We start from the raw sequence: 25,808 nt of genomic DNA, 5'->3' as shown, positions 1-25,808 counted from the left end.
GATATGTGGTTCGGGCATTACGGTGGGACACGAGAACCTCCGAGCGGATGTGGGCCTTAGACAAGCCACACCCCACTCGGAGGTTCTCTTCACATCAAGCCGACACGCCCGCTACCAACGTCCTGACCGGGTACAGCTAGCGCAGGTAGCCGTGGTGCGCGACGGGTTCGATCCCGCCTCCGTCGCGGGTGGATGTCCGCAGGCCGCGGATCAGGATGTTGCGGAGTTCGCGCGGGTCGATGACGTCGTCGTAGAACAGCGTCTGCGCCAGCGCCCACGGCCCGGAGGCCTCGTTCTCGACGAGCGCGCGCCGGGTCTCGTCGTCCTCCTTCGCCGTCCGGCCCCCGACGTCGGCGGGGATGCCGCCGAGGGTGACGGCGGGAAACGCGAGCGTCATGGACTGGTCGTCGTACGGATTCATCCCCATCACCGAACTGCCGAACCCGAACGCCTTGCGGACGGTGAGGTGGAACTTGGGGGTCCGCAACCGGTGCTGCGCGGCGAACATCCGGGCGCTGGCCTTGAGGATGCCCGCCTTCTCGGACGCACTGCCCGCCATCACCCCCGGATTGTCCGCGAGGAACACCACCGGCAGGTGGAACGCCCCCACCAACTGCAGGAAGCCCGCGGCCTTGTCGGCGGCCTCGACCGTCACCGAACCCGCCATCACACTCGGCTGATTCGCGACGACCGCGACCGAGTGCCCGCCGATGCGCGCGAGCGCCGTGATGATCGATTTCCCGTAGGTGGGCTGGATCTCGGTGACCGTGCCGGCGTCGGCCAGTCGGTCGATGACGGCACGCATGTCGTAGGGGCGCTTCTGGTTCACCGGGACCAGGTCCAGCAGTTCCGGTAGTGCACGCTCCCCCACGTCGTGGTTGCCGCCCTCGGGACCCACCCACGGCGGCCGCTGCCACGCGCTGCTCGGAAAGTACGACAGGTACCGGCCGGCGAGAGCGAGCGCGGCCTCGTCGGAGTCGGCGAGATTGTGGGCGACACCGGAGGCGTCGATCGCGACCTGCGGCCCGCCGAGTGCTTGTTTGTCGATCTGCTCGCCGGTGGACGCCGCCACCAACGGCGGCCCGGCCGTGAACAGCGCGCCGTGCCCGGCGATCATGATCACGAAGTCGGACAGCGGCGCGGCGAGGGCCCCGTGACCGGCCGACGGTCCCGTCACGATCGCGACCGTCGGCACCAGCCCGGAGAGGTCCGCCATGGCCTGCAGGTCGTTGGGTGCGGGTCGGTTCCGCTCGAGCGCGTTGGTCGCGCGATGTCCCGCGCCCTCGAGCATCATCACCAGCGGGACCCGGTTGCGCAGTGCCAGTTGGGCTGCGCGCGTCCGCTTGGAGGCGGCCGCGGTGCCGATGGACCCGCCGGCGACGGTGAAGTCCTCGGCGCCGACCATGATCGGACGTCCGTCGACCAGACCCGATCCGGCGACGAACGCGTCGGAGGGAATGCCGTCGCCCGCGAGCAGGCCGAGTTCGTCGAACGACTGCGGGTCCAGCAGGTACTCGATCCGGGCGCGCGCATCGAGTCGTCCCGTCGCCCGGTAGCGGGTGACCTTCTCGCTGCCGCCCATTGCCCGCGCCGCCGACTTACGGTCAGCCAGACGTTCCAGGAGCGGCGCCCAGTCCCGACTGTTCCCAGCGTCCATCGTCGATACCCTCTCGATCCCGCGCGTGAGCCGGATCACCATCGGCCACCGTCGAGGCCAACCTACGTCGAATTACACTCGGCGGCATCAGGACTCGCCGACGGAGGCGATCCGGCGGCCGACGAGACACACCTGTCGGTCGGTTCTGCTTCAATGCACCCATGACATCACCTTCGATCGAGCCACTGCAGCTTTTCGAGACGTCACCGGGTAACTGGTCGCTGATGCTGACGGACCAGCATTTCGGCAAGGTGGCCGCGATCTTCGAGCAGGTGGAGGGTTTCGACGGTTCCGGATACGACTGGGCCTCGGTGGCCCACGCGGTGGTGGGGCGCGACGCACCCCACCTGGAAGAACGCTTCCGCACCGATCCCGAGGCCGGAATGTTCGTCGCGTACGGTCCCGACCACGAGGCTCTCGCCGAGCTCGGCGCACTGCTGGCCAAGGCGTACTCGGATTCCGAATATCTCGGCGGGCTGGTCGCCATTTCCGAACTCGACTGACGAAGACCCCGAAACAGAAGATGCCCTGTACCGCGATCGGTACAGGGCATCTTCGGATCAGATGTGTCCCTAGCGGACCAGCAGCTCGGCGATCTGGATCGTGTTGAGCGCCGCGCCCTTCCGCAGGTTGTCGCCCGAGACGAACAGCGCCAGACCGCGGCCCTCGGGCGCACCCGGATCCTGGCGGATCCGGCCGACGAGGGAGACGTCACCGCCGGCAGCAGCCAGCGGGTTCGGCACGTCCACCAGCTCGACGCCGGGGGCGGCGGCCAGCAGTTCCTGGGCGCGCTCCACCGACAGCGGACGCTCGAACTCGGCGTTGATCGCGAGCGAGTGACCGGTGACGACCGGCACGCGCACGCACGTACCCGACACCAGCAGGTCCGGCAGGCCGAGGATCTTGCGGCTCTCGTTGCGGAGCTTCTGGTCCTCGTCGGTCTCGCCGCTGCCGTCGTCGACGAGCGCGCCGGCGAGCGGCACCACGTTGAACGCGATGGGCGCGACGTACTTGTCGGGGGCCGGGAAGTCGACGGCCGAGCCGGAGTGCACCAGCTTCTCGGCGTCGTCGGCGACGGCGCGGACCTGGCCGACGAGCTCCTCGACACCGGCGATGCCGCTGCCGGAGACCGCCTGGTAGCTGCTGACGATCAGGCGCTGCAGGCCCGCCTCGTCGTGCAGCACCTTGAGGACCGGCATCGCGGCCATCGTGGTGCAGTTCGGGTTGGCGATGATGCCCTTCGGCGGGTTCTTGGTCTCCTCCGGGTTGACCTCGCTGACCACGAGGGGAACCTCGGGGTCCTTGCGCCACGCCGACGAGTTGTCGACGACGATCGCACCGGCCGCGGCGAACCGCGGGGCCTGCGCACGCGAGAGCGTGGCACCGGCCGAGAACAGCGCGATGTCGATGCCCTTCAGGTCTTCATCGGACACGTCCGCAGCATCTTCCACGACAATTTGCTCCCCACGGAACGGCAGCGTCTTGCCGGCCGAGCGCGCGGACGCGAAGAAGCGGACCTTGTCGGCGGGGAAGTTGCGCTCCTCGAGCAGGGTGCGCATGACGATGCCGACCTGACCGGTGGCACCGACGACAGCGATGGTGGTCATCTCGAATTACCGTCCCGTTCCTGCGTGTACGACGGCCTCTTCCTCGCCGCCGAGTTCGAAAGCTGCGTGGATCGCGCGCACGGCGTCGTCCAGATCGGTGTCCTTGACGAGCACCGAGATGCGGATCTCCGACGTCGAGATCAGGTCGATGTTGACGTCGGCGTCCGCGAGTGCCTCGCAGAACTTGGCGGTGACGCCCGGGTGGCTCTTCATGCCGGCGCCGACGAGCGACACCTTGCCGATGAGGTCGTCGAACAGGATCTGCGTGAAGCCGATCTCCGACTGCAGCGCCGTCAGCTTCTCGACCGCGCGCGGGCCGTCGGACTTGGGCAGCGTGAACGTGATGTCGGTCTTGCCGGTCTCGACCTTGGAGATGTTCTGCAGCACCATGTCGATGTTGATCTCGGCGTCGGCTACCGCGCGGAAGAGCTTGGCGGCGTGGCCCGGGGTATCGGGCAGGCCGACGACGGTGACCTTGGCTTCGCCGCGGTCGTGGGCAACACCGGTGATCAGGGCTTCTTCCACGGGAATGTCCTCCATCGATCCGGACACGATCGTTCCGGGCTTGGTCGTGTATGACGAGCGGACGTGCACGGGCACGTTGTAGCGGCGGGCGTACTCGACGCAGCGCAGCATGAGCACCTTGGCGCCGCACGCGGCCATCTCCAACATCTCCTCGAAGGAGACGGTGTCGAGGCGCTGCGCGTCGGGCACGATGCGCGGGTCGGCGGTGAAGACACCGTCGACGTCGGTGTAGATCTCGCAGACGTCGGCCTTCAGGGCCGCGGCCAGCGCGACGGCGGTGGTGTCGGAGCCGCCACGGCCGAGTGTGGTGACGTCCTTGCTGTCCTGGCTGACGCCCTGGAAGCCGGCGACCAGAACGATCGAGCCCTCGTCGAGTGCAGCGCGGACGCGGCCCGGCGTGACGTCGATGATCTTGGCGTTGCCGTGGCTGCCGGTCGTGATGACGCCGGCCTGCGAGCCGGTGAACGATCGAGCCTGCGCGCCGAGGGAGTGGATCGCCATCGCGACGAGGGCGTTGGAGATGCGCTCGCCCGAGGTGAGCAGCATGTCCATCTCGCGAGCCGGCGGCACCGGGCACACCTGCTGCGCGAGGTCGAGCAGTTCGTCGGTCGTGTCGCCCATCGCCGAGACGACCACGACGACATCATTGCCCGCCTTCTTCGTCTCGACGATCCGTTCAGCGACGCGTCGGATGCGCTCGGCACTCGAGACCGAGGATCCCCCGTACTTCTGGACGACGAGAGCCACGCGTGTGTACCTCCGGGTAGATGGATTGATGCAAGTCCAGCTGTCGAGCTTACCGACGAGCGTCCGATCCGGTGCAGGGCCGTCCCGGCCATTGGTTTCGGGGCGCACGTCGGCTCCGTCGGTGGAAGCATCGTCGCCGTGGACCTCACTCGACGCCTGAGTACCCGCCCCACCGAGGAACGGGCGTCCGTCTCGCCGCTGGAGCTGTTCTTCGACCTGGTGTTCGTCTTCGCGCTCACCCGGGTGACGGACCTGATGTCGGCAGATCCCAGCGGGATCAACCTTCTGCACGGCGTGCTGGTGATGGCCGTGCTGTGGTGGAGCTGGGTGGGCTACTCGTGGCTCGCGAACCTCGTGCGGGCCGACGAGGGCGTCGTCCGGGTGGTGATGCTCGCGGCGATGTCCGCCGTGTTCATCGTCGCCCTGACGATCCCCGAGGCGTTCGACGACCTACCCGGCGGCCTCGACGGGCCCGTGGTCTTCGCGATCGGCTACTTCGTGGTCCGCGCGCTGCACATCCTGATGTTCCTGGTGATCAGTCGCGAGGATCCGCAGCTACGCGGCCAGGTGATGCGGTTCGTACCGTCGATGCTCGCAGGCACCACCTTCCTGCTGATCGCGTCGCAGCTGACCGGGCCGTGGCAGACGGTCATGTGGTTCCTCGCCCTCGCCGGCGACTACCTCGGCACCCTGATCGGCGGCACCGGCTGGCGGCTGCGATCGGTCAGCCACTTCGCTGAACGGCACGGGCTGATCGTCATCGTCGCGCTGGGCGAGTCCATCGTCTCGATCGGGATCGGTGTCGCAAGCCTGCCGATCACGTGGGCGATCATCGTCGCGTCTCTCCTCGGCCTGGCGGTRTCGTCGCTGCTGTGGTGGGCATACTTCGACGTCACCTCGCTCATGGTGGAGCACGCGTTCGAGGAATCCGACGGGCGCCGACGCATCCTCATCGCCCAGGGCTGCTACAGCTATGCGCACCTGCCGATGGTGATCGGCATCGTGATGCTCTCGCTGGGGTTGAAGAAGATCCTCTACTACGTGGGCGACGGCAACCATCACCGGTTGACGGACCCGCTGACCGGGTGGCCACTCGTGGCGCTGTTCGGTGGTGCCGCGCTGTACGTCGCGGCGTTGGTGTTCTTCAAGAAGTACGGAGCCGGGCTGCTGAGTGTGCCCCGGATCGTGACGGTGATCGTCTTGCTCGGCCTCATCCCCATCGTGTGGCACCTGCCGGCCCTCGCGACGCTGGGTGTACTCACCGCGGTCCTGCTCGCGCTCATCACATTCGAGTTCTTCCGGTTCGCCGAGCCACGGCGGGAATTGCGTTCGCACCGAACGCCCTGAACGCCGCGTTCGACGTTGCGGCATTGATTGCGACGCCGCTCACGACCGATACTGACTTCGTGACCGCAAGCGTGGGCCGCGTGTCCGTCATCCGTTGACGAGCAGACTGGAGTCATCGTGATCTTCATCGTGGTGAAGTTCGAAGTCCTCGACGAGCACCGGGACAACTGGCTCGAGATCACCCGGGAATTCACCGAGGCGACGCGGGCCGAACCGGGAAATCTCTGGTTCGAATGGACCCGCAGTGTGGACAGTCCCACTCAGTTCGTCCTGATCGAGGCGTTCCGCGACGGACAGGCCGGCGCCGACCACGTCGGTTCCGCGCATTTCAGGAACGGCTTGGATGCGATGCGTCCGGCACTGCGCGAGACTCCGCGCATCGTCAACACCGAGATTCCCGGCGTCGACTGGTCGCTCATGGGCGAACTCGAGATCGAACAGTAGATCCCGATCTGGCCGCCAGGCGACGGGCTTCGGGCGATGGAATCTACGCCACAGTCGCGCTGTCAGGGCCGCTCGACGATCGCGCTGCGGAACGAATGAACCCGGCCATCGCCGGCCGGCCGACCCTGGTCCAGGGTGACAAGCTGCGGCTGTTCGAGGGGATGACCCGGTTGAACGAAAACGTCGCGATCAACATCAAGAACCGGAGCTTTTCACTGACCGCACAGGTTCAGGTGCCTGAGACCGGCGCCGACGGTGTCATCGTCACGCAGGGCGGACGAACCGGCGGGTGGTGTCTGTTCACCGAGGGCGGGAAACTCGGGTATCACTACAACTACTGCGGACTGCAGCGCACCACCGCATTGTCCGACGATTCGCTCACGCCGGGACAGCATCAGGTCCGCGTCGAGTTCACCTACGACGGGGACGGAATCGGCAAGGGCGGCACGGCAACGCTGTACATCGACGGGGACGAATCCGGTAGCGCTCGGGTGCCGCGCACGCACCCGCTCTACTTCTCGTTCGACGAGGGACTCGACGTCGGAGTCGACACCGGGATGCCGGTATACGAGGGCTACAAGTCACCGCGCGGCAAGTTCACCGGCCGAATCGACTGGGCCGACATCGAACTCGGCGACGACGACCACAGCCACCTCATCGATCCCGAGGATGCGCTCGCGGCAGTGCTCAAGCACCAGTAGCCCGTCACCGCGGTATCGGGCAGAGTTCCCGGGCGGCCAGGTCCCAGAACGGAAAGAGCTGGGGGCTGGTCGCTTCGGGGTGCTCGACGTGCGCGAGGTCGAGAAACTCGAGGTAGGTCCGCCCCGGCGCCCTCGCGATCTCGCACGTCTGCAACCCCAGCTTCGCCGACGCCGGGAAGCCGATCTCTCGGCCGTACGGCCCCAGGGTGGGCGCGTCCCCGAACACGTCCAGATTCCGCCCCCACTGGTTGAACGAGGTTTGCAGGTTGAAGTCGCACGATCCGAAGAGACCTTCGCACGTGGTCGGCTGCCCGCCGATCGTGAATGTCTCCTTCACCATCGGACGACTCGTCTCCGTCTGCGGCAAATCGGACACCACCCGGTAGAACGCGAACCCGAATCCGCACAGCGCCGCGATGACGACCACGCCGACCAGCACCCGTGTCACCACGACCGCACTCCCGGCCGGACCCGCATCACCGATGATCGGAACGACATACTGCGGACGGTAGATATCCGAGCGGCCGGTGTAGCGGCGTTCGGGCCGAATGGTTGTGACATCGACACCGAACAACCCGGGCGTCACGCGCCCCGGTCAATCGCTCAACGTGCGGGCGGCCGCCTCGACCGTATCGAACATCCGACCCTGCGACTCGTAGTCGCGACCGAGGACGGTTCGGCGGACGGTCGCCAGGTTCTGCGGCGGCACTGCCGCGAAGTAGACGGTCACTCCGGCGTCGGACAGTTCCCGGGTGAGATCGACGAAGTTCTTCATAACCGTCGTCGTGACCTGGTACAGCCGCGAACAGTCCAGCACGACCGCACGCGGCGAGCTGGCCGCGGTGGTGACCCGCCTACTGATCTCGCGCGTATTGGCGCGCACGTTCGCGGTGTAGAGCCCCAGATCTATCCGGAGCACCAGCGGATCCGACGCGATCGGTGGCCCGTCCGGATCGACCGCGGTCCAGATGCCGTCCAGATCCCTCACCAACTGCGAAATGTGGGGACGGTTGAGCTCGCGCAAAACGAGATACAGCGTCATGACGACGCCCACGAGCACCGCCGGCAGCAGTCCCGCGGTCAGACCGATCACCGCAGTCACCGCGGCCACCCAGAACTCGATGCGCAGCAGCTTCGGCAACTGGCTCGCGGCCACCGTCAGGCCGACGCCGGCCTTGATCCCGGACAGCGTTGCCTCGCTGATGTTCTCGATGATCGCCCCGAGCTTCAGTACCCGAGCCGCGATCAGGATCACGCCCACCATCAGGGTCAGTATCATCAGCGCGGTCTGGGCGTCGTCCGATCCGGATGCGATGCCCGCACCGATCAGGGTCGAGGCCGTGAGTGTCGCGATGGTCGACGTCGTGCTCACGCTGGCGGTGCGGGATCCACCGAGCAGCGCGTACACGATCATCGGCACCATGCACGTGTACAGGCCGATCTGCACCGGCATGTCCGCGATGGTCGCGTACGCCCTCGCCTGCGGAATCACGACGGCACCGGCACTCAGTCCGGCAACCACGTCGGCGCGAAGCCAACTCCTCCGGTAGCCGGCGAGCGTCGGTGCGAGAACTGCGGTCAACGCGCCTCCACTACAGTCCGGTGATGTCGCCGAGTTTCCAGCTGCGGTCGAAGTACGGCTCGAGCGGGCCGTACAGCCGGAAATAGCAGAACCAGTGACGGTCGGGAATGGTCTGCACCCAGTTGGATTCACAGCTCGGAGGCGCGGTGGGCCCGAAGTACAGGTCGACAGGCCGATCTGCACCGGCATGTCCGCGATGGTCGCGTACGCCATCGCCTGCGATCGCCGCGGCCCTGCTCGTTATCGACCAGGCACCGGGTATCGACGTCGTACACCGTCGCGGACCAGAACAGCTTCGCCGGCACACCGGCCGGAACGTGCAGCGTGTACGCGCGTCCGCCGTCCAGCCAGTTCCCGTCGGCGTCCAAGTACGCGCCCAGGTACGCCTGTCCGAGACCCGACATGGTGCTCTTCATCGCCATGGAGAATGACACGGCCTCGTAGAACCACGACGCGCGTTCGAGCAGTTCGTCGTGCTATCGGCCCCGCTGGGTGGGACTGTCGAGCACGATCGCGGTGTCCCACTTGCGGTCCGGCCAGTACTGCGACCCCGGGAACCGCTTCGCGAACGCGTTCGCCCGGGCGAACATCTCGCCGGCGTCGATCGCCCGCTGAAGGATGCTGCTCAGGCGTTCGTCCGGCGCGAACGGTTGTCCCTTCTCTATGCCCAACTGCTTCAACCCGGCCATCGGAAATCGGTCGCGTTCCTCCACCGGTTCGGACTGCAGGACGTCGTGCAACAGTTCCCAGAACCGGAGGTCGCGGGGTTGGATCCCGGACCATTCCCGGCCGTCCGGTGACACCAGCCGGGTCGGGGGCGGATTCTCGCGCTCCGCATACGGGTAGACGCGAACCGCTTCCACGAGCGTTCGGGACCGCTCGTGGTCGGGATCGAGGGTGCGGAAACCGAAGAACACGTGCATCATCGGCGACTGCAGCACCCGGAATCCGTCTCCCGGGGGGTGACTGCTGGCCGGGCCCCACCACGAGATACTGCCCGCCCTCTCCCCGGTCGGGACCCATCTCCCCCATCGTCGCGAACTCGCGCTGCCAGAAGTCGGCGCAGCCACCGGCGGTCGGCCCCGGCGGAAGGCCCCGATCACCATCGGTCCGGTCCGGTTCAGTTCGAAGAAGGTGAGAATGTACGGCGTCGTCGCGTTCGCGGTGATGAGACCCAGCCGATCCCGATACGTCCGGTACACCACGAGATCCGAAGGCGCGGTGCCGAATACGTTCTCGTGCACGCTCTGCCACTGCGCCCACGACACCAACGGCAACGCCCACAGATAGGACTGGGTCGCGAGCTGGAAGTCCAGCTCGTCGAACACCTTTCCGACGTCGTCCCGGGCGAGTAGTTCGCCGTCCCGCGCAATGGGCGAACTCTGCAGGTACAACTCGATGTCACTCATTCCGCCGCCTCTCCCTGGATCCGTCGTCGGTGCTCTACTGCTGCATCATCGCGATGTTCATCAGATGCTCCGGGTCGGCCAGGTGCGCGTGGTCGTCGTCGCCGAGATCGATGCGCACCCGGTCGATGGTTCCGGTGAACGCGTTGCCGGTTGCCCCGTAGTCGGGCGACACCGGTGAGGCGAGATCCGCTCCGACATCGACGGTCTCGTCGAAGGTGAACTGGAACGGGATGGTCCGCTCCACGCGGCCCTCGCCGACCTTCTGATCAGCGGCGAAGAGTGAGACCGTGCCGCCCTTGCCGAGTCCCCCGCCGTCGTACGCGAAATGCGCCCGCAGTTCCTGCTTTCCGGGTGCCACCGAAGTGTCCGAACGGACGATGGCCGTGTCGATACCGAGCAGGTTGTAGGCGAAGGCGAGCTTGCCGTCGAGCGCGTAGATCGACCAACCACCGTAGGCGCCGCCCTGCGCGATGATCACCCCGTTGACGCCGTCATCCGGCACCTCGGCCGATGCTGTGACCGTGAAGGACTTGTTCTTGATGTTGATGGCCGAGTTCTCGCTCAGGCGCCGCATGCCGCGGTAGAACGTCTGGCTCTGCGCGGTGATCAGCGCCGGCCGCCCCGCGATGTCGGGGTTCATCCGTTCCGCCGAGCGGATGTCCATCGGCAGCACGTTGAACCTTGCGGCCTGGATGAGGAACAGCCGTTGCAGGTGGGCGAGCTTGTCCGGGTACTCGGCGGCCAGGTCATGCGACTGCGTCCAGTCCTCCTCCACGTTGTAGAGCTCCCACGCGTCGTCGTCGAGGCCGTGGTCCGACGCGACCCAGGGGTCCTTGTGCTTCGCGACCGCCGTCCAGCCCTTGTGGTAGATCGCGGCGAACGGTTCATGGCGACGCCCTCGTAGGGGCGCTGGGTGACGCCGTGCACCGTCGTCGGCTCGGGAATCCCCGCGGCCTGCAGGACCGTCGGGGCAACATCGATGGCGTGGGTGAACTGGGTGCGAATCTCTCCGCGCGCCGCAATACCGTTGGGCCAGCTGACGATGGTGCCGTTGCGGGTGTCGCCCCAGTGCGAGGCCACCTGCTTGGTCCACTGGTAGGGCGTGTCCATCGCGTGCGCCCAGCCGACCGCGTAGTGGTTGTACGAGCTCGGGGTCCCGATGTCGTCGATGTGCGCGGCGACGTACTCCTCGGTCTCGATCTCATTCATGTGGTTGATCGTGAAGCCCTCGTTGGTGGTGCCGCGCATCGACCCCTCGGCGGATGCCCCGTTGTCGCCGATGATCACGTAGACGAGGGTGTCGTCGAGCACGTCGAGCTCCTCGAGCGCGTCCAGGAGACGGCCGACGTGATGGTCTGCGTAGTCGAGGAAGCCCGCGTACACCTCCATCTGACGGACGAGGGCCGGCTTGATGGTCTCGCTCATCTCGTCCCAGGCGGGGATACCGGGGCTGCGCTCGGTGAGCACCGCGTCCTGCGGGATGACTCCGAGCGCCTTCTGCCGTTCGAATGTCTCCTGGCGCAGTACATCCCAGCCCTGGTCGAACTGGCTGCGGTGCTTGTCCGCCCACTCCTTGGGAACGTGGTGCGGGGCGTGCGTCGCACCGGGCGCGAAGTAGGTGATGAACGGCTTGTCCGGAGCGAGGGACTTCTGCTGACGCGTCCAGTCGATGGCCTTGTCCGTCATGTCACCCATGAAGTGGTAGCCCTCTTCGGGGGTGCGGCCAGTGGTCGAACGGACCCACCGCCGAGGCCTCCCACACCGGCACCTCGTGGCACTTGCCGAACTGGGCGGTGTTGTACCCGTTGAGCTTCAGGGTCTCCGCGAGGGGCGCGCAGTTGTTGGGCCGCAGCGAGTTGTAGCCCGGTGCGCTGGTGGCGATCTCGGTGATGCCACCCATGCCGACGGTGTGGTGGTTGCGACCGGACAGCAGCGCCGCGCGGGTAGGCGAGCACAACGCGGTGGTGTGGAACCGGGTGTACTCGAGGCCCTGCGCGGCCACCCGCTCGAAGTTCGGCGTCTCGATCGGACCACCGAACGCGCTCGAGGCCCCGAACCCCACGTCGTCGATCAGTACGACCAACACGTTCGGCGCGCCCTCGGGAGGCAACAGCCGCCGGATCGGCGGGAACTTCGTGTCCGGATCGGTCGCGTCATAGGTGACGGTGCCGGTGTACGCGAGATCGGGAATCGGAAGCGTCCCTCGCTGAAGATCGTTCGGATCGAAGCTCATCGTGTTGATCCCTCTCCGTATATATTCGCGCACCTACCGTGACCGTAGGCACCGCGTCACGTCGTCGGCTTCATCCACCGCGGGTGAGTGTCCGCACCTCGTTCAGGCGTCCGCACCGGTCCCGGCCAGGGCGGCGGCGACGGTCGGGTACACGGACACCGACYGGCCCTCCGTCGCAGCCCGGCCGAGTGTGTCCCGGAACTGGCCGATGTCGCGTGCGACGCGAAGATCGATTCCCTTCCGACCGAGCGCATCCCGAAGCTCCATCAACATCTTCGCGGCGGTGACGTCCACGAAGGGCGAGGTCTCGGCGTCCAGCACCACGACACGGGTGCGGTCGGTGCACAGATCCTCGATGCGGGCCTTCACGTGGTCACAGTTCGCGAAGAACAGGCCCGCCTCGACCCGTACGACCACAACGTCGTCCCGGGTCGGGATTTCCGAGTGCCGTTCGGCATCCACCCACAGGGTGTCCTGCTTGACGAGCGCAGCCACATGGGGGCGGGACACTCGGTATAGCAGCAGCAGCATCGACACCCCTATGCCGGTCACCAGGCCCGGCAGCGTGTCGAACAGCAGCACGCCGGCCATCGCGGCGATCGCCGCGGCGAAGTCGGCCCGCGCCGCATAGCCGTAGATGCTCCCCAGCCGCTCGGTCCACACCCCGTAGAGGCGCCGCAGCGCCGCGAAGTCCACCAACTCGATCACCGCGGCGATCACGACCGCGGCCAGCGTCGCCTCGGGCAGGTTCTCGAACAGTCCGGTCAGGAACAACAGCGTCAAGATCGTCAGCGCGGCCACCATCAACCCACTGACCTGCGACTTGGCACCAGCGCCGCCGTTGACGGCGGTCTTGGACAGGCTGCCGTTGACGACCATCCCCGACGCCAGGCCGGCACCGAGGTTGGCGGCGCCGAGACCCATCAGTTCCCGGTTGGCGTCCACGTCGTAGCCGGCCTTCGCGGCATAAGTCTTGGCAGCGCCGAGCCCCTCCGCGAACCCGATGAGCAGCACCCCTACTGCCGGCCCCAGCAGGTCGATGTAATCGTCGAAACCCACGCCGGACGGCAGTCCCAGCGACGGCAGACCCGAATCGATGTGGCCGACGATCGTCACGCCCTTATCGGCGAGGCCGAAGACGCCGACCGCGGCGATACCGATCAGAACGGCGAGCAGGGAACCGGGAACCAACGGTAGCCACCGTTTGAAGCCGAGCACCACCGCCAGACTCAGCACACCGACCACCAGCGTCCGCCAGTCGGTGTCGCCGAGATGCCGGATCACGCCCCACGCCTGCTCGAAGAAGTTGCCATCGGACTTCTCGACACCGAACAGCTTGGGGACCTGACCGATGATGATGGTGAGCGCCAGGCCGACGATGAAACCCTTGAGCACCGGCTCGGAGATGAAAGACGCGATGAATCCGAGGCGGATCAACCCGGCCAGTAGCCCGACGATTCCCGTCGCGATCGCCAGGACCGTCGACAGCGCGATGTACTTGCCACCGTCGGCACCTGCCAGCGGCGCGATGATCGCTGCCGACAACGCGGCCGTGGCCGACATCGGCCCGACTATGAGGTGACGCGAACTGCCCGCTGCCGCATACAGGATCAGAGCCGGGACAGCGGCGTACAGACCGACTACCGGGGGAACGCCCGCAATGGTGGCGTACGCGAGGGCTTCCGGCACCAGCACGGCCCACACCGTCAGCCCGGCAACCACGTCCGGGCGGATCCACTCACGTCGGTAGGACTGCAACGAGCCGAAGACGGGCCATGTCCGTTTCGTAGGCGTCACGTCGCCATGCTCCGTCGCCATCACCAGTTCCTCTTCACACACGACGGGTGAAGAGGAAACGCACCGTAGCGCCCACTATCTCGACAACGGACCTGTACCGAACCATGACCGCACTGTGCTGGAGGATCTCATGGCCAAGGAGTTCGAGGGCATCGGGTGAGCATGCCGACCCTCGACCGCCTCGCTGCCGACGGACTCACCTACAGCCAGTGGCACACCACGGCACTGTGCTCCCCCACCAGGTCCTGCTTCCTGACCGGCCGGCCTTCATCCGGGATTCCAAGCAGACGGAGCCGGACAAGCCCTGGTACCTGTGGTTCTGCCCGGGCGCGAACCATGCCCCGCACCACGCGCCGCAGGAGTACATCGACAAGTACAAGGGCATGTTCGACGACGGCTACGAGGCGTACCGGGAATGGGTGCTGCCCCGGCTGATCGAGCGTGGCATCGTTCCCGCGGACACCGAACTCACCGAGATCAACCCGATGCCGCCGGGCACGTTCTCCGAGGGTGATGCGGTCCGGCCGTGGGACACACTCAACGGCGACGAGAAGAGACTCTTCAGCCGGATGGCGGAGGTGTTCGCCGGATTCTCCGAATACACCGACGCCCAGGTCGGGCGGATCATCGACTACCTCGAGGAATCGGGCCAGCTCGACAACACTCTCGTGATCTATGCCGCCGACAACGGTGCGTCCGGAGAGGGCAGTCCCAACGGGTCCGTCAACGAGGGGAAGTTCTTCAACGGCTACCCCGACACGATCGCGGACAACCTCCCGCTCATCGACAAGCTTGGCAGCCCCGACACCTACAACCACTATCCGACCGGGTGGGCGGTCGCATTCTCCACGCCTTACCGGATGTTCAAGCGATACACGTACCAGGGCGGCATCTGCGACCCGCTGGTGATCTCGTGGCCGAAGGGCATCGCGGCACGCGGCGAGGTTCGCGACCAGTACCACCACTGCACCGATATCGTTCCGACCATTCTCGAGGCGTGCGGTGTCGCCGTGCCGGACGTCGTGAACGGTGTGAAGCAGAGTCCCCTGTCCGGGGTGTCGATGCGATACTCGTTCGACGACGGGGATGCGCCGACCCGCAAGCGAACGCAGTACTACGAGATGTTCGGCAACCGCGCAATCCGGCACGACGGATGGAAGGCCGTCACCGAACATGGCCCGATGAGCGGCATGAGCAACTTCGACCGGGACAAGTGGCAGCTCTTCCACACCGACCAGGACCGCTCCGAAGCGCGCGACCTGTCGGCAGATCATCCCGAGATGGTGCAGGAGTTGTCCGCGTTGTGGATGGAGGAGGCGAAGGTCAACAAGGTACTGCCCCTCAACGATCTGCTCGTGGTGGGTAAAGACCTCGAGACCTTCCTGAAGCTCGAGTTCAACGTCCCGGTGCCGCCGAGTGGCCAGTACATCTATTACCCCGACACCAGCGAGATCGCAGAGCGATCGGCGGCGAACACGCACGGCGTGTCGTTCAAGGTCCTCTCCGAGGTACACACCGAGACCGACACCGAGGGCGTGATCTTCGCGCACGGTTCGCGGTTCGGCGGCCACGCGCTGTACATCAAGGACGGCGCGGTCCGGTACGTCTACAACTTCCTCGGTGTGGGAGACGTGCAGGTGGTGGAGGCACCGGCGCCTCGGGCCGGCCACCACATCATCGGGGTCGACTTCCGCAAGGAACGGACGGGTGAACATCACGAGTCCTACGGACCCGCCGCCCTCCATATCGACGGCACGGAGGTCGCGTCCGCGGAGATTCGCACGATGACCGGCCACTTCTCCCTGTGCGGTGAGGGCCTGTGCATCGGCTACGACAGTGGCGATGCCGTGACCAGCGACTACACCGGCCGCTTCGAGTATCGAGGTGGCCGGATCGTCAAGGTGGTCTTCGACGTCGCCGACGACGCGTATGTCGACGTCGAAAAGCAYCTGCAGGCCGCAATGGCCAGAGATTGAGAGACATATCGCGCGAAAAATCGCCTGCCCGCGTTAAGCTTCGGGCGCTACGTGGGGTTCACCCGGGAGCCCTCTCGGGTGAGGGCTCGTTATGTGGGAGGCATGTCGGGTGTCGATCGCGCAGGTCAGGAGTTGCGCTGCGGGCGCTGATATTCCAGCGTTCCGGAGCGATCGGATCGTGTTTCGGGAACGGCTCGCGGATGCGCTCGACGCCGCCTTCGAGGGTCCGGCCGCCGTGCACGTCGCTTTGGCCTGCGCCCCTGCAGGTTCAGGGAAAACCACCCTACTGTCCGGCTGGGCTCGTCGAGCGCGCAGCGACGGTGGACAACCGATCACCGCCTGGGCCACGGTCGACGACCACGACAACGACTCGCACGTACTGCACGACACGCTCGTCGCAGCGCTCGTCAACGCGGGCGATCCCGAGTTGCGCCGCATCTGCCGGGGATTGCCGCCGCCGTCTCCCGCGCAACGGTTTCCGATCGGTGAGGCGCTGAGACAGTTCGCCGATCCGATCCGCCTCGTCATCGACGACGCACACCTGCTGCACGACCCCGATGCGCTCGCGGATCTCGAGTCGTTCCTGCGCGCTCCCCCTGCCCGCCTCCGAATCGTCATCGCCGGCAGATTCGAACCGCCCCTTGCCGTTCAGCGCCTGCGACTCGACGGCAAGGTGTTCGACCTCGACTTCCGGGATCTCGCCTTCACCGCGGACGAAGCTGCCGAACTGCTGACCGAACACGATGTGCACCTTCCTGATACTGATCTCGCCGCGCTGATGAAACGCACCGAGGGGTGGGCGGCAGGATTGAGACTGGCGGGAATGTCGCTCGCAGGCCACCCCGATCCCGCCGGACTGATCGCCAACTTCACCGGCGATCGACGCGCGGTGGCGGACTACCTCTTCGAACAGGTCCTCGAAGGGCTCGAACCCCGAGAACGCGAGTTCCTGCTCTACACATCGGTACCCGCCACCTTCACTGTCGCACTGGCCGAACAGCTCACCGGCTACACCGATGCACACGACATCACTGATCGACTCGAGCATCAGAACTGCCTCCTCAGCCGGATCGAGGAGTCCCCCACAGTCTTTCGATACCACCCGCTCCTCCGAAGCTACCTGCGCGCGGAAACGACGCGCCTCGGCGCGAAGGCTGTGGCACAACTGGAGCAGGCAACCGCCCAGTGGTACACCGAGTTCGGCGATGCTCTGCTCTCACTCGAACACGGCATCAACGCCGGCGATCACGACCACGTAGTCGGGGTCCTGTCCGAATCCGGCCTCACCCTGGTGCAGAACGGCCATGGTGAGACCGTCCAACGGCTCCTCGCGCGAGCGTCGAGGTCGGTGCGGGATCATCCCGCGGCCCGACTGGCGGACGCCGCGGCCGCCCTTGCCATCGGCAACACACCTGCCGCCGAGTCCACACTTGCAGCGCTGGAACCGAGTTGGCCGCCGCTCGATGGAACCGCGGATCGTCAGCGTCTGCTCCATGAATCCCTGCGCGTGCAGGCGGCGATCCGGACCGGCGACCTCACTCCCGCACTCGCGCGCCTGTCCCTCGTCGATGCCGGGACCACCGGCGATCCCGAACTGGACGCGTTCGTCCTGCTCCAACTGGGGCGTGGGCGGCTCTACCAGGGAGACGCCGCTGGGGCCGAAGGCCCGCTGCGCCGAGCGCTCGCGCACGCGCGGGCCGGCCGGAGCCCGCGCACGGTACTGCATGCTCTCGCCGCCCTCGCGGCGGCATCCGTCTGTCGCGGCAGGGTTTCCGAGGCAGCAGAATTCGCTGACGAGGCAGTCGAACTGGGCCGCGACGCGGAGCTGACGCACGATGTCGAGACCCACCTGGCAGTCCTGCTCGGCGCGTGGTGCCGATGGATCCGGCTCGAGGACGCGACCGAGTCCGCCGGCACTGCCACGGTGGCGCTGGTGGACCTCGACACCGACCTGGCCCGGGCCGCATCGTCCCTCGCCGCCCTGTTCGGACTCGCCACGTCGCAGGATCGACACGGGTCGGTGGCCGCGATCCATGCGGGTGGCGGATCGAGTCGACACCGGCCGCCGCCGGGCATCGCGGCCGCTGTATTGCCCTCGATCCATTCGGCCTATCTGCTTGGGGGCGAATCACAGTGGGCCAACGAATGCGTCGCCCGTTCCGCTGTCGCGCTCCCCGGGACCGGGGACGCGGTCGTGATCGATGCGCTCGCGCACCTGCACGACCAGCACCTCGAGCGGGCCCGGAAGCTGCTCGTCCCGGTGCTCGACGGCAACCTGATGTGCATTGCAGCAACGAACCTGATCACTGCGTGGCTCGCCGAGGCCGTGGCGGCGCACCGGCGCGGACACCGCGCTCGTACCCACTCCTCCTTGGCGGAGGCGCTGCGACTCGCCGAACCCGAGTCGGTGCTGCGCCCGTTCCATGACGTCGACCCGTCAATTCGAGACCTGCTACTGAACAGCCAAGGCAGATTCGGACACCTCGGAGGTTTCGCGGATCGCGTCGTCGCGTCGCTCCCGGCCCGCGAGTCGGGGCCCACCGAGGCGCTGACTCCCCGGGAACTCGAACTGCTCGGCGAACTTCCGTCGTGGCGAACTGCCGAGCAGATTGCGAACGACCTCTGCGTATCGGTGAACACCGTCAAGACCCACCTGCGCGGGATCTACCGCAAACTCGGCGTCACCACCCGGCGCGACGCGGTCGCCGCCGCGCACACGCGCGGACTGCTCTGATCGGGATTCACCATCGATGGGTGAGGTGACCCGGACCGCACGACGGCATCCTCGGAAGACCGGGTTCCGCGACCCGGTCGGGGCAGTTCACCTGACATGCCGAGGGAGGCGTCATGGCGCAATCCGATCCGGGCTGGCCGGCCACCGTGCGTTACGCGTTCCTCGTCGGTGGTGAACTGTCCGAACGGGTTCTCGCGGCTTTTCCGGAACTGCAGGTGTCCGAGACGGCTCGCGCCCACACCACCCTCTACGGCCCCGTCCGCAGCCCCACCGAACTGCGTGGCATGCTCGCGCGATTCGACTCGTTGGGACTCACCGTCATCGAGATGCGGCGCCTGCCGGACTGAGTCGTTTCAGCTCAACCGTCGTGGCGTTCGGTCACCCGCACCAGGCGATTCTCCGCCGCGGCGAACGCGTCGACTCCCCGATGGTGTCGGTCGACGGGTAGATCTCCAACGCGATTCCCTGACCGGCCAACCGCTCGTCGTCCCAGTACCGCGAGGCGCCCTCGCCGACGCCGCTCAGATACACCCGCCCACCGGCTGCGTCGAGGCGCTTCGCGTAGTCACGGACGACGGAGAAGAACGTCGCACCCAGCGTGGTACGACCCCGAAGTTGCAGGATCACTTCCGGATTCACCGCTCCACCCGGATCGGGCAGCCGAGCCTGCAGTGTCCGGGCGCCGGCATAGAAGAGGCTGCCGTAGACGTCGAGGACGACGATCTGCCCGTCGGCCAGGGCGCGCGGGGCGGGCTGCTCGCGCAGAGCGCCGTCCGAACCGGGCACCAGTTCCACCACCGACAGGTCGATGGCCTCCTGGTTGAGCTGTAACAGCAAAGACAGCGCTACGCCGATTCCGACCGCGGCGGTCACCGGAAGAAACAGTGTCGCAACGAAGGTGGTCGCAAGCGCGATCTGCGAGCTCGGGCCGGACTGCAGGATCGTCCGGATCCGGCTCGGCCGGATGGAGCCGACCGCGGCGAACACCAGCACCGCGGCGAGCGTCGGCATCGGCACCTTCCCGACCAGCCCCGAGAACAACACCAGGATGATGAGCATCCAGATGCCCGACCAGACGGCGCCCCAGCGGCTGCGCGCGCCCGCGGTCTCGTTGAGCGCCGTCTGCCCGACCGAGCCGGCGACCGGCATGCCCCCGAAAGAAGGCCGAGCCGATGTTGCCGATGCCCTGCGCCGAGAAGTCCACGTCAGCCTGCGACCGGCTGCCGTCCAGGTTCGGTGCCGCCTCGGCCACCCCGGCGCCCTGCACGAGCACGATCACCGCGACCGCGAGTGCCCCACTCACCAGCGAGGGTGACAAGAGCCCCAGATCGGGCAGGCTGGGTAGCGGCAGGCCGGTGGGGATGGTGCCGACGTCGGACACACGGTCCACGAGTGCCCCAGCCGAACCCGATCACGATCGCACTCGGCACGACCAGCGCGATCAGCGCGATCAGCGCGATCAGCGCGCCGAACAGCGCCAGTCGCGTGCGGGCGAGGACCACGGACAGCAGCAGCGCCGTCACGCCCGTCACCAGGGAACGCCAGTCGATGCTCGACGGGTTGGACACCACGTCGAAGAACTTGGCGACCGCGACGGACCCGCTCGCGTCGGCGCCCGCGAGACCGGGGACCTGCCCGAGCACGATGTTCACCGCGATGCCGGTGAGGAAACCGGTCATCACCGAGTGCGAGACGAATCGCGTGTAGCGGCCGAGGCGCAGCAGCGCTGCCGCGACCATCACGACACCGGCCATCAGCGTGAGCAGGATCAACGCCCCGGACCGGTCCTCTTCGGGGATGTCGGCCACCGCCGATCCCGCGGCCAGGGCGGCGGCGCTGGTGGTGGTGATCACCATCAGCTTGGTGCTGGTCTGCATACCACCGAAGAGGGGACCCGCGAAGCTCGCGTAGAGCCCGTGGACCGGGCTCACGCCGGCAAGCACACCGGACGCCATGCCGTCGGGCACGCTGCTGATCGCACCGGGGATTCCCGCGACGAAGTCGGCCTTGAAGGACTTCCGCTCCGGGAGACGCGCACGAATCCATCCCCGCACCGCCCCGCGCACATCGGACATGTCGGCCAGTCTGCGCAGCGGAGCGGTCCGCGTCCTCACTCGCCGCGGATGATGTCCAGCGCGTCTACCGGCCGACCAGTCGAATCTTCGCCTCGATCCGGTGGATGCGCGGGTCGTCGGCGGGGATGACGAACGTCTCGTGAACGTGCGCGGTGGCGAGTGTGCGACCGAACATGCCGGCGTCGATCAGGTAGTCGGCCACTACCTCGTCGCCCTCCACTCGATACTGCTCGTCACGGATTGCGCGGATCACCCGGAACTGTGGGCCACGCGAAAGGCTGCGGCGCAGGTGGTTTCCTGAAAGGCCCGTCTTGAGGCCCACCTCGTAACGCACCGCGTTCGGCGCGTACGGCACCGAATCTCCGTCGTGGCTGAGCAGGGCGGCCACATACGAGCGGGCCGCGTCGAGCTGTGCTGTCATGCGCACAGTCGACCACGTCGACCCCGCCCTCGGTGTGAATTTGCTCCCCACTCCGCGCGTGCTGGAGAGACGCAGGAGTACAGTGCCAGCTATGCAGCGCGCACTCCTCCTTGGGTGCCGCGGCGGGGTCTGATCCAGACTGGCTTCCCGTCGCGGGGTTCTCTCGTGCGCCGGTCGACTCAGCTGTCGGACTCATAAAGTCCACATTCGAACTTGGAGATCAATCCCATGTCCCCCGCTGACGCCTTTACTTCCGGATCGCGCACCATCACTCCGCCGTCCAAGCCGGCGCCTGCTGACCAGCCGATCTGGAACACCCAGAAGAACTCGTCGATGCCGACTTTCCGCTACCGCTCGTTCGGTGAAGAGGTCGAGACTGTCTCGCTGCCGGATCGCAGCTGGCCCGACAAGGTCATCGACCGCGCCCCGCAGTGGTGCGCCGTGGACCTGCGCGACGGCAACCAGGCCCTGATCGACCCGATGAGCCCCGCCCGCAAGCGCCGCATGTTCGAGCTGCTGGTCCGGATGGGCTACAAGGAGATCGAGGTCGGCTTCCCGTCCGCGAGCCAGACGGACTTCGACTTCGTCCGCGAGATCATCGAGGACAACGCGATCCCGGACGACGTCACCATCCAGGTGCTGACGCAGTCCCGTCCCGAGCTGATCAAGCGCACCTTCGAGGCCTGCGACGGCGCGAAGAACGTGATCGTGCACTTCTACAACTCGACGTCGATCCTGCAGCGTCGCGTCGTGTTCCGCGCCGACAAGGACGCGATCAAGAAGATCGCCACCGACGCCGCCGCGCTGGTGCTCGAGGAGGCGAAGAACCACCCCGACACCAACTGGCGCTGGGAGTACTCGCCCGAGTCGTACACCGGCACCGAGCTGTCGTACGCCAAGGAGGTGTGCGACGCGGTCGTCGAGACCCTGGGCGCCACCCCCGACAACCGGGTGATCATCAACCTGCCGGCCACCGTCGAGATGGCCACGCCCAACGTGTACGCCGACTCCATCGAGTGGATGCACCGCAACCTGACCAAGCGCGACAGCATCATCCTGTCCCTGCACCCGCACAACGACCGCGGCACCGGTGTCGCGGCCGCCGAGCTGGGCTACCAGGCCGGCGCCGACCGCATCGAGGGCTGCCTGTTCGGCAACGGCGAGCGCACCGGCAACGTGTGCCTGGTGACACTGGGTCTGAACATGTTCACGCGCGGCGTCGACCCGCAGATCGACTTCTCGAACATCGACGAGATCCGTCGCACGGTCGAGTACTGCAACCAGCTGCCCGTCCACGAGCGGCACCCGTACGGCGGCGACCTGGTCTACACCGCGTTCTCGGGCAGCCACCAGGACGCGATCAACAAGGGCCTGGACGCGATGAAGGCCGCGGCCGACGACCAGAACGCCGATGTCGACGACATCGTGTGGGAGGTCCCCTACCTGCCGATCGACCCCAAGGACGTGGGCCGCACCTACGAGGCCGTGATCCGCGTGAACTCGCAGTCCGGCAAGGGCGGCGTCGCCTACATCATGAAGGCCGACCACGGCCTGCAGCTGCCGCGTCGTCTGCAGATCGAGTTCTCGCAGGCCGTCCAGAAGATCACCGACGGAGAGGGCGGCGAGGTCTCCCCGAAGGAGATCTGGGACGTGTTCTCCGAGGAGTACCTGGCCCCGGTCAACCCGCTCGAGCGCATGCGCCAGAAGGTGACGGCGTCCGAGGAGGACGGCGGCACCGACGCGATCACCGCGGTCGTCAAGGTCAACGGGGCCGAGCAGGAGATCTCCGGGTCCGGCAACGGTCCGCTCGCCGCGTTCGTCGATGCACTGGGCACCATCGGCTTCGACGTCCGCGTCCTGGACTACTCCGAGCACGCGATGTCCGCCGGTGACGACGCCCAGGCCGCGGCCTACGTCGAGTGCGCGGTGACCCTGCCCGACGGCACCAGCAAGGTCGTCTGGGGCGTCGGCATCGCCACCTCCATCACCACTGCGTCGCTGCGGGCCGTCGTCTCGGCGGTCAACCGGGCGCACTGAGTTTTCCGAACTCCTCGAGAGGGGCCGCATCCGTGAGGGTGCGGCCCCTTCTTCGGCATGGGATTCCGATTCGTAGCGGGTATCGCGGCGGCGCTCCTGGGTCGTGCGGCGCAACCGCACCGCAATTGAGCTGAGCGCCCATTCCTCGACGCGAGCCGCGGGTTTCCGCGGAAGCCGACGAGGAGTGGGCGCTCAGGCCGATGCGGGAGGCCGACGAACGCGGAATCCGACGGTAATCGCGGCCGTCGAGATCGTGACGCGGATTTCACCTACAACGAATGACCCAATTGCGGCGGCCGTTGTGTCACAGTCAGTTGCACTCTCGACCGAACACGTGAATGGAGCCGTCCGCATGGACTCTTTCTGGGATTTTCTCTGGGTGATTCTCGTCAGCTTCGCGTTCGTCGCCTACCTGATGCTGTTGTTCTCGATCATCACGGACCTGTTCCGGGATCACAAGAGCTCCGGCTGGGTCAAGGCAATCTGGGTGGTCTTCCTGATCATCCTCCCGTTCATCACCGCCCTCGTGTACCTGATCGTCAAGGGCGACGACATGACAAAGCGGTCCATCGCTTCCGCACAGCACATGAAGGACGCGCAGGACTCCTACATCCGCCAGGTGGCCGGTAAGTCCGGCGCGGAGCAGATCGCCGACGCCAAGTCGCTGCTCGACTCCGGCACCATCACGCAGGAGGAGTTCCAGGCGCTCAAGGCCAAGGCTCTCGCCAGCTGACCTGGGCACTCGCGGGTCCACGCGGCACTCGTCGCTCGGCTTTTCGTGATGCCGCGCTCCCGATCGGGAGCGCGGCATCGCCGTTTCCGGAGCGGCAGCCCGGCGCCGGGCGGCGTCCCCGATCGGCCTGTGGAAAACTCGGCACGTGGGAACTAGCACTCGGATCAGTCTGCGCGGACGCCTCGCCCTGCGTGCCGCGGCCGCTGCGGCGTGGGCATCGCAGAAGGCCGGACGCGGCAAGGGCTCGATGATCGGCGGCCTGATCGCGCTGAAGATCGACCCGACCCTGATGGAGCAACTGGGTCGCGGACGCCGCAGCGTGGTGATCACCGGCACCAACGGCAAGTCGACCACCACCCGCATGACCGCGGCGGCGCTGGCGACGCTCGACGAGGTCGCGACGCAGGCCGACGGCGCCAACATGGACGCCGGTATCGTCGCCGCGCTCACCGCGCGCGTGAACGCCCCGCTCGCGGCCCTCGAGGTGGACGAGCTGCACGTCCCGCACGTGTCCGACGCCGTGAACCCCGAAGTCGTGGTACTGCTCAACCTCAGCCGCGACCAGCTGGACCGGGTCGGCGAGATCAACATGATCGAGCGCAAGCTGCGCGCCGGCCTCGAACGGCACCCCGACACGATCGTGGTCGCGAACTGCGACGACGTGCTGGTCACCTCCGTCGCCTACGACTGCAAGAACGTGATCTGGGTGGCCGCGGGCAGCGGTTGGGCCAGCGATTCGGTGAGCTGCCCGCGCACCGGCGAGCCGATCGTGTGGGACGGCCCGAACTGGCGCAGCACCGGCTCCGACTTCGCGCGTCCGACGCCGGACTGGTGGCTCGACGACGACAACCTGTACGGCCCCGACGGGCTGGTGCTCCCGATGAAGCTGACGCTGCCGGGCAGGGCGAACCGCGGCAACGCGGCCCAGGCCGTCGCCGCCGCCGTCGCGATGGGGGCGAAGGCGGAGGACGCCGTGGCCGCCGCATCGATCGTCGAGGAGGTCGCCGGCCGCTACAGCACCGTGCAGGTGGGCGCGCACTCCGTGCACATGCTGCTGGCGAAGAACCCGGCCGGCTGGCAGGAGGCGCTGTCGATGATCGACCACAGCGTCGACGGCCTCGTCATCGCCGTCAACGGCCAGGTCCCCGACGGCGAGGATTTGTCGTGGTTGTGGGACGTGCGCTTCGAGCACTTCGAGGGAGTCAAGGTCGTCGCCGCCGGTGAGCGCGGCACCGACCTCGCGGTCCGCCTGACGTACGCCGGCGTCGAGCACACGCTCGAGCCGGACCCGTTGAAGGCGATCGCGTCGTGCCCGCCCGGACGGGTCGAGGTACTCGCCAACTACACGGCGTTCCGTGACCTCAACACCGCGATCGCGAAGGAGAACAGCCGCGATGTCTGAGTCGACGGTCCGCATCGGCCTGGTCCTGCCCGACGTCATGGGCACCTACGGCGACGGCGGCAACGCCCTGATCCTGCGGCAGCGCCTGCGCATGCGCGGATACGACACTCTCGGCGCCGACGCCGAGCCCGTGGGCCGGGTGACCCACGGCGTGGGCAACGGCGTCGGCGACGGACTCGAAGGCGTCACGCAGGGCTCGGTGATCGGCACCTACATGCACGGACCGGTACTCGCACGGAATCCGGAGCTGGCGGACCTGCTGCTGAAGCGCGCCCTCGGGGTGGACGAGTTGGCGCCGCTGGATCTGCCCGAGGTGGAGCAGCTGCGCCGCGAACGGTTGCGGGTGCGCTGAGTCGGATCGACGCCGACGAGGGAAAGGTC

General features: G+C 67.1%; 21 protein-coding genes and 4 pseudogenes. 11 read left to right on the top strand and 14 right to left on the bottom strand.

From position 1 onward, the window contains the following. Positions 1–136: 136 nt before the first annotated feature. Positions 137–1,657, bottom strand: a complete 1,521-nt coding sequence (locus tag AB4Z09_RS17260; RefSeq protein ID WP_174907794.1) for an acyl-CoA carboxylase subunit beta — start codon at positions 1,655–1,657, stop codon at positions 137–139. 161 nt (positions 1,658–1,818) lie between these two features. Between AB4Z09_RS17260 and AB4Z09_RS17255 the strand changes: the two genes are divergently transcribed. Then, the gene (locus AB4Z09_RS17255) at positions 1,819–2,160 is read left to right on the top strand and encodes an Imm51 family immunity protein (RefSeq protein ID WP_114721181.1); all 342 of its coding nucleotides are present in this window, start codon (positions 1,819–1,821) and stop codon (positions 2,158–2,160) included. 69 nt (positions 2,161–2,229) lie between these two features. On the opposite strand, the gene AB4Z09_RS17250 is transcribed toward AB4Z09_RS17255, so the two are convergent. Then, positions 2,230–3,264: an aspartate-semialdehyde dehydrogenase gene (locus tag AB4Z09_RS17250; RefSeq protein ID WP_174907792.1), complete on the bottom strand. Its 1,035-nt coding sequence runs from the start codon at positions 3,262–3,264 to the stop codon at positions 2,230–2,232. Between the two features lie 6 nt (positions 3,265–3,270). Continuing rightward, positions 3,271–4,536 carry an aspartate kinase gene (locus tag AB4Z09_RS17245; protein WP_174907790.1) on the bottom strand — a complete coding sequence of 422 codons (1,266 nt, stop codon included), beginning with the start codon at positions 4,534–4,536 and terminating at the stop codon, positions 3,271–3,273. A 138-nt stretch (positions 4,537–4,674) separates the two neighbouring features. On the opposite strand from AB4Z09_RS17245, the gene AB4Z09_RS17240 reads away from it, so the two are divergent. From AB4Z09_RS17240 to AB4Z09_RS17230, 3 genes are all read left to right on the top strand, one after another. Then, positions 4,675–5,883, top strand: coding sequence for a low temperature requirement protein A (locus AB4Z09_RS17240; RefSeq protein WP_174907788.1), 1,209 nt, complete (start codon positions 4,675–4,677; stop codon positions 5,881–5,883). A gap of 117 nt (positions 5,884–6,000) precedes the next feature. Then, on the top strand, positions 6,001–6,327 hold the full coding sequence (locus AB4Z09_RS17235) for a putative quinol monooxygenase (protein ID WP_114721189.1): 327 nt from the start codon (positions 6,001–6,003) through the stop codon (positions 6,325–6,327). A gap of 95 nt (positions 6,328–6,422) precedes the next feature. Further along, positions 6,423–7,028, top strand: a complete 606-nt coding sequence (locus AB4Z09_RS17230) for a hypothetical protein (protein WP_442240272.1) — start codon at positions 6,423–6,425, stop codon at positions 7,026–7,028. A 4-nt stretch (positions 7,029–7,032) separates the two neighbouring features. Here the strand turns inward: AB4Z09_RS17230 and AB4Z09_RS17225 are convergent, their stop codons facing one another. The 7 genes and pseudogenes from AB4Z09_RS17225 to AB4Z09_RS17195 form a co-directional block, all read right to left on the bottom strand. Next, on the bottom strand, positions 7,033–7,614 hold the full coding sequence (locus tag AB4Z09_RS17225; protein WP_442240271.1) for a hypothetical protein: 582 nt from the start codon (positions 7,612–7,614) through the stop codon (positions 7,033–7,035). Positions 7,615–7,623: 9 nt separating this feature from the next. Continuing rightward, a complete protein-coding gene (locus AB4Z09_RS17220) occupies positions 7,624–8,610 on the bottom strand; it encodes a SulP family inorganic anion transporter (RefSeq protein WP_442240270.1) in 987 nt (328 codons plus the stop codon). Positions 8,611–8,620: 10 nt separating this feature from the next. Then, positions 8,621–8,773, bottom strand: a complete 153-nt coding sequence (locus AB4Z09_RS17215; RefSeq protein WP_442240273.1) for a DUF1214 domain-containing protein — start codon at positions 8,771–8,773, stop codon at positions 8,621–8,623. Further along, positions 8,739–9,026, bottom strand: a complete 288-nt coding sequence (locus AB4Z09_RS17210) for a DUF1214 domain-containing protein (protein WP_442240269.1) — start codon at positions 9,024–9,026, stop codon at positions 8,739–8,741. The genes AB4Z09_RS17215 and AB4Z09_RS17210 overlap by 35 nt, the downstream gene beginning before the upstream one ends. A gap of 60 nt (positions 9,027–9,086) precedes the next feature. After that, positions 9,087–10,019, bottom strand: a complete 933-nt coding sequence (locus AB4Z09_RS17205) for a hypothetical protein (RefSeq protein WP_442240268.1) — start codon at positions 10,017–10,019, stop codon at positions 9,087–9,089. Positions 10,020–10,053: 34 nt separating this feature from the next. Continuing rightward, positions 10,054–12,252: pseudogene (locus AB4Z09_RS17200) on the bottom strand (arylsulfatase). A 102-nt stretch (positions 12,253–12,354) separates the two neighbouring features. Next, positions 12,355–14,070 carry a SulP family inorganic anion transporter gene (locus AB4Z09_RS17195; RefSeq protein WP_442240267.1) on the bottom strand — a complete coding sequence of 572 codons (1,716 nt, stop codon included), beginning with the start codon at positions 14,068–14,070 and terminating at the stop codon, positions 12,355–12,357. Positions 14,071–14,196: 126 nt separating this feature from the next. On the opposite strand from AB4Z09_RS17195, the pseudogene AB4Z09_RS17190 reads away from it, so the two are divergent. The 3 genes and pseudogenes from AB4Z09_RS17190 to AB4Z09_RS17180 form a co-directional block, all read left to right on the top strand. Further along, positions 14,197–16,025: pseudogene (locus AB4Z09_RS17190) on the top strand (arylsulfatase); the annotation flags it as partial. Between the two features lie 178 nt (positions 16,026–16,203). Next, a complete protein-coding gene (locus tag AB4Z09_RS17185) occupies positions 16,204–18,759 on the top strand; it encodes a LuxR C-terminal-related transcriptional regulator (RefSeq protein WP_442240266.1) in 2,556 nt (851 codons plus the stop codon). 113 nt (positions 18,760–18,872) lie between these two features. Then, positions 18,873–19,106 carry a hypothetical protein gene (locus AB4Z09_RS17180; protein ID WP_174907780.1) on the top strand — a complete coding sequence of 78 codons (234 nt, stop codon included), beginning with the start codon at positions 18,873–18,875 and terminating at the stop codon, positions 19,104–19,106. 31 nt (positions 19,107–19,137) lie between these two features. On the opposite strand, the gene AB4Z09_RS17175 is transcribed toward AB4Z09_RS17180, so the two are convergent. The 4 genes and pseudogenes from AB4Z09_RS17175 to AB4Z09_RS17160 form a co-directional block, all read right to left on the bottom strand. Further along, complete coding sequence (locus tag AB4Z09_RS17175; protein WP_442240265.1) at positions 19,138–19,908, bottom strand: SulP family inorganic anion transporter; 771 nt, start codon at positions 19,906–19,908, stop codon at positions 19,138–19,140. A gap of 73 nt (positions 19,909–19,981) precedes the next feature. Further along, positions 19,982–20,140, bottom strand: a pseudogene (locus AB4Z09_RS17170) (hypothetical protein); the annotation flags it as partial. Positions 20,141–20,228: 88 nt separating this feature from the next. After that, positions 20,229–20,714 (bottom strand): annotated as a pseudogene (locus AB4Z09_RS17165) (SulP family inorganic anion transporter); the annotation flags it as partial. A gap of 184 nt (positions 20,715–20,898) precedes the next feature. After that, positions 20,899–21,255 (bottom strand): hypothetical protein, encoded by a 357-nt coding sequence (locus AB4Z09_RS17160; protein WP_442240264.1) that lies wholly within the window; start codon positions 21,253–21,255, stop codon positions 20,899–20,901. Positions 21,256–21,483: 228 nt separating this feature from the next. Here AB4Z09_RS17160 and leuA point away from each other — a divergent pair, with 228 nt between their 5' ends. From leuA to AB4Z09_RS17140, 4 genes are all read left to right on the top strand, one after another. Beyond that, positions 21,484–23,292 carry a 2-isopropylmalate synthase gene (leuA, locus tag AB4Z09_RS17155; RefSeq protein ID WP_174907778.1) on the top strand — a complete coding sequence of 603 codons (1,809 nt, stop codon included), beginning with the start codon at positions 21,484–21,486 and terminating at the stop codon, positions 23,290–23,292. Positions 23,293–23,644: 352 nt separating this feature from the next. Then, positions 23,645–24,025 carry an SHOCT domain-containing protein gene (locus AB4Z09_RS17150; protein WP_114721205.1) on the top strand — a complete coding sequence of 127 codons (381 nt, stop codon included), beginning with the start codon at positions 23,645–23,647 and terminating at the stop codon, positions 24,023–24,025. 145 nt (positions 24,026–24,170) lie between these two features. Next, positions 24,171–25,427: a Mur ligase family protein gene (locus AB4Z09_RS17145; protein ID WP_114721207.1), complete on the top strand. Its 1,257-nt coding sequence runs from the start codon at positions 24,171–24,173 to the stop codon at positions 25,425–25,427. Then, complete coding sequence (locus AB4Z09_RS17140) at positions 25,420–25,779, top strand: hypothetical protein (RefSeq protein WP_442240263.1); 360 nt, start codon at positions 25,420–25,422, stop codon at positions 25,777–25,779. Before AB4Z09_RS17145 ends, AB4Z09_RS17140 begins: the two co-directional genes overlap by 8 nt. The last annotated feature ends 29 nt before the right edge of the window (positions 25,780–25,808 follow it).

Origin of the sequence: Rhodococcus sp. TAF43 (genome assembly GCF_052113525.1) — a bacterium.
In the GTDB taxonomy this organism is placed as follows: domain Bacteria; phylum Actinomycetota; class Actinomycetes; order Mycobacteriales; family Mycobacteriaceae; genus Prescottella.
This window is presented reverse-complemented; position numbering and strand designations above follow the sequence as displayed.